This is a genomic window from Limosilactobacillus kribbianus, from assembly GCF_026413145.1.
Lineage (GTDB): Bacteria > Bacillota > Bacilli > Lactobacillales > Lactobacillaceae > Limosilactobacillus > Limosilactobacillus kribbianus.
The window spans coordinates 1-4,247 of record NZ_JAOVYZ010000083.1 but is presented as its reverse complement, the minus strand read 5'-3'; the positions used below and the strand labels follow the sequence as shown (position 1 = coordinate 4,247).

At 41.5% G+C, this 4,247-nt stretch carries 4 protein-coding genes, 1 tRNA gene and 1 rRNA gene; all 6 read right to left on the bottom strand.

Going from position 1 to position 4,247, the window contains the following annotated elements; genetic code table 11:
- Positions 1-481: 481 nt before the first annotated feature.
- The 6 genes from OCT58_RS10050 to rrf all read right to left on the bottom strand — a co-directional run bounded on the left by OCT58_RS10050 (position 482) and on the right by rrf (position 4,099).
- Positions 482-781, bottom strand: a complete 300-nt coding sequence (locus OCT58_RS10050) for a hypothetical protein (protein WP_225358213.1) — start codon at positions 779-781, stop codon at positions 482-484.
- Positions 781-1,479 carry a hypothetical protein gene (locus OCT58_RS10045; protein WP_267202695.1) on the bottom strand — a complete coding sequence of 233 codons (699 nt, stop codon included), beginning with the start codon at positions 1,477-1,479 and terminating at the stop codon, positions 781-783. Before OCT58_RS10045 ends, OCT58_RS10050 begins: the two co-directional genes overlap by 1 nt.
- Positions 1,415-2,614, bottom strand: a complete 1,200-nt coding sequence (locus tag OCT58_RS10040) for a relaxase/mobilization nuclease domain-containing protein (protein WP_225358214.1) — start codon at positions 2,612-2,614, stop codon at positions 1,415-1,417. Before OCT58_RS10040 ends, OCT58_RS10045 begins: the two co-directional genes overlap by 65 nt.
- Positions 2,577-3,167, bottom strand: coding sequence for a plasmid mobilization relaxosome protein MobC (gene mobC, locus OCT58_RS10035; RefSeq protein WP_086142742.1), 591 nt, complete (start codon positions 3,165-3,167; stop codon positions 2,577-2,579). The genes OCT58_RS10040 and mobC overlap by 38 nt, the downstream gene beginning before the upstream one ends.
- A 738-nt stretch (positions 3,168-3,905) precedes the next feature.
- Positions 3,906-3,978 (bottom strand) — tRNA-Thr (locus tag OCT58_RS10030).
- A 4-nt stretch (positions 3,979-3,982) separates the two neighbouring features.
- Positions 3,983-4,099: ribosomal RNA gene (rrf, locus tag OCT58_RS10025) — 5S ribosomal RNA — on the bottom strand.
- Positions 4,100-4,247: the final 148 nt, after the last annotated feature.

Here is a 4,247-nt window from a genome sequence, read left to right as displayed (position 1 = left end):
TTCAAATCAATTGGTATCTGAATTCCCGGCCACTTAAATGTCTTAACTGGCGCACACCAATCGAGATCTTCCTGCTTAATTTACGTCATTAAATTCGTTCAAGTTATTTCTTGCAATCTGCCACATAGATAATTCCCCACTGACGAGACTTTTTATTAAAACGCAAACTACGCAATAATTAAATCCTGCGTAAAAAATCGGATACAACACCAGTTGTTAAATCATGGTAAAATAAAAAATGTGCACTGGCGACCACCAATGCACAAGATGTCAACTTAGGAGCTGATCCCCTTGAGGGTGTACTCTGTTGCGCTTGGCTGGTGGTGTATTGCAGTACACCAGAATAGAAGCGCTCTTGCTAAACTTATCAGCCCAACTATTGAATATAATATTTCTTTAGTACAGCTATATTATAGCATGAGTTAGCAACTTTGGCGACCGTCTGGCCTTCGCAGGCTGGGCGGCCTTTCTGTTTATATGACTATAATTCCAAGCCGTCATCCTTTTCATTTGACGGCTTTTTCTTATGTTTCATTCGTTCTTGATGCTCTTGCCGTTGCATTTCCTGTTTACGTTTAGTCGCCAATAATCGTGCTCGTTGCTTCTTCTTTTGATACAACCTAGCAGCTTCCAATTGCTTATTATGCCGTTCCATTTGCCGAATACGCTTCTTCTCGCGTTCACTTTGCGTATTGACAAGTCGCCAAGTTGGAATCTTCTTTGGCTTTAAGAGCAATTCATCCAATTGTTGGTCACTCATTACCTCAACATCGAAAGACATTAGCCCCAGCCCCCGTTCTTATAAATCTTCCAATCAATAACGCCGCCTAACAGCAACCCAATTGGTGCTGCTAACAATTTTGGCCAGCCGGGGGTTATTGCTATGATTGCCCCTAAGATAACAAGCTCAATACCAAACAGAACTAAAAATTTTATAAACTCGTTAAGCATTGCTGAGACTTGCCTTACTGCTTGTTGACTTGCTTTAGCACTAAGTTTGGCACTGGCACTCGCTCCCTCAGTCTTTTTGCGTTCTTTGTCAAAATTCTGACTTACAGCTTGTTTGATAACCTCTTGAACTGTTAAATTAGTATCCATCTTAAACTGCTCATAAACATCTTTAGCCACGTCTTCCGTATGGTGCGTGATGCCATTTTTCATTGCCAAAATCAAATTACGCATTGTTGGCACTAAGCGATTATTAACGACTTGTGTATATCGTTCCAGGTACTTTCCAACTTGGTTAAGGTCTGCCACTTTAGCAACACATTCTTGAGTTTTTTGGTCCAAGTTTTGTTCTCGCAAGTTAATGTCAGCCTCTAAGCCTTGCATTTTCTGATCTATTGCGTCAACCCGGTCAACTATACCATCAGCATACCCAATCGCCCGGGCGTCTGCCACTGCCTTCACGACTTTAGAGTTCTGGTCCGTCAGCTGATCTTTGAGTTTCTGCCCTTTTTCGTCGAGCTTGTTGCTCAAGTTGTCGACGTTCTTCGACACTTGATTGACGTCGTTTTGCTTTGCTGTCTCGTCGATCAGATAGTCGAGCTTCTTTGATAGATCTTTGTTTCTGCTCCCGAGCTTGAGCGGATTCACTTCGCTGTCGGTTGAGCTGATTGAGGCGTTGTTGTCTAGCAATCCTAATCTTAGCATCTCTTGCCATTGTTCGGACTTTTTCGAGTCTGTCGTTTTCTTTTCTGTCATTGGTATCTTCCTCCTCTTCATTTTCTTTCTGTTTAAAGTAACTTGTTAAATAACTCTTCGTAAATTCCTGGCCCAGGCCACGAGTAGACAGTACTTCACCGGTTTGCTTATTCACCCGTTGATAAAAATCTCGGACTTTGTACTCTTTACCATCGACCATTTGATGGTAGGTCCAAGACGTTTTCTTTTTACGGTCAGTCACAGTTATTCCTTGTTCGCCTAATCGCTGAATAAAGGCTTTAAGTGAAGCTACTTCGCTCTTAACTTGGGTGATGATCTGTTTTAAGTTCTGTTGCCATTCAGATCGTGTGGTTAAATTGTTAGCGTCTTGCCGCTTTTGTTGGTTATGTATGGGGTTGGTCCAACTATGACAAGTTACTCGTTGGTAGTTCTGACTCATTTCATGGTCAAAGTTGGTTCGTAGTTGATGTATGTTAAAGCGGCTGGTAGAAATGGTTTTGCCATTTGGCTTGACTGTATTGAAAACAACATGAGCATGAAGCTTGCCGCCCTGACCATCCGCCTGAACTGCAATTACGGATTGGGCGTCAGAAAAATGTTGGTGGACAAAGTGTTGGACTAGCGTTAAGGCTTGTTTGGCTTGTAGGTTAAGGTCTTTCGTATCAAACTCGTCAGGTGAAAATGAGACAATCAATGTTTGTGCTTGGTAGGTTCGTTTGGGATTGTGAGCTTTCTTTAAGTTATCCTTGAATTGCTTTTCTAGGTATCCACCATTTTGGGTCGTTGAAATATTGCCATCCGGATCATGTAGTAGCTTTATATTAAATCCAGTGCAGGCAAGTACCCTTCGTGATGTCTTCCGGTAGCTATGTGGTGGCTCCTGAAATAGGTATTGTAATCTTCTATAGCTACTACGACACGAGTGTGTTTCCAGGACTGACAACTTCACCACCGCCCTCCTGTTTGTCACGTCTAGTATCATGTTTAAGGTTATTAATTTCTAATCGCAGGTCAGTCAAAATTTGGCTATTTTCAACCAACTGCTTAGCGACCCACTGCCACAAATCATCGTCAGCTAAGTCATCATCTTCTTGTTCTGCCTGTTGCTTAGCGGCATTTAATACATGGGCAATTTGATTCAGATTATTTCCACTCTTGGTCACGGCATACATGATTGATTCGAGTTGCTGTTGAATGTCAGTATATTGATCCCGTACAAGGTTCAATTCGGTTGATGTACTAGTATTTGTCAAGCCGTATAACGCTTCGACTAATGGCAACCGCCCTTGATCATTCAGTTGCTGAACTAAAATCGTTACCGCGTCATACTTGCCCTTTTGCCAGTTATTCTTAGCTTGCATTAATAGCTTCTCATCTCGAATCATCTGCCGCATCGCCTTGGAACTTCCAGCAATTTCTAGCTCATGCTTCACTGCTTCAAAATCCGCAAGTTCATCTTCACTTAGGCGAGTTTGAATCAATTTATTTTTCAATGGCTTCATTCGTTCTTGACCTCCTCAGTTTGCCTGACGGCAAAAGAAATTTTCAGTCTTCACGTGCTCGTGACAACGACTGACTAAATTCCTCATTTCGTCGGGTTCGTTTGTTTTTTGTATTGGTCTAGACCAATTATTCAACTATATTATAATACAAGAACAAACGAACTTGCAAGTAATTAAATTCGTAATATCAAACAAGTTTGTAATACGAATTATAGCTTGGCGAGGAGCCTGCGAGGCTTCCCTGCACCCTGTCGAGCGATCAGATATTACATTCAAAAATGAGTACCTCGAGATTGACATTCAAGGTCATTTTTGAGATTTCATATCTGATTTACTTATGATTTCGCCATAAGTAACAACAACGACCAAACTGACTGCTCTGTTTGGATTTCAGCATTTCTTTTTGCATCATCAAAAAGAAACAAAAAATGACTACCTTATCAAATGACGATAAGGTAGCCAACAGTCAATCATATCGTAATATTGATTTTCAACACACCAGACACACTGACAATTAGCTTATAAATGCTGATATATCAGGTGTCGAGGCCCCTTCTAATTTTTCAGACACACAACTTTTGTTCTTCTCGTCCAGTGTGTCTGATATTGTGTCTGAGGTGTAATTTAGATCAATATAAAAAGAATTCATTTTAATATCAGAAGTATCAAAAAAGCCTTCATATCAAGCTTTTAACAACCTGACATGAAGACTTCTGAACACTTATAAAGTGTAACTTATGCTGACTAGAGGGCTCGAACCTCCGACCTCCTCATTACTAGTGAGGTGCTCTGCCAACTGAGCTAAGTCAGCATTAGCGTGGCAACGTCCTATCCTCGCAGGGAGCGATCCCCCAACTACTTTCGGCGTGTTGAAGCTTAACTGCTGTGTTCGGTATGGGAACAGGTGTATCCTTCAAGCCATCATCACCACACTACCCTTTCGGGTGAGAGCTTGTACTCTCAAAACTAAACAATATCTATTCCCTTCAATAAACCTAACCGCTCTCCTTGGTTAAGTCCTCGACCGATTAGTAATGGTCCGCTCCATGCATCACTGCACTTCCACTTCCATCCTATCTA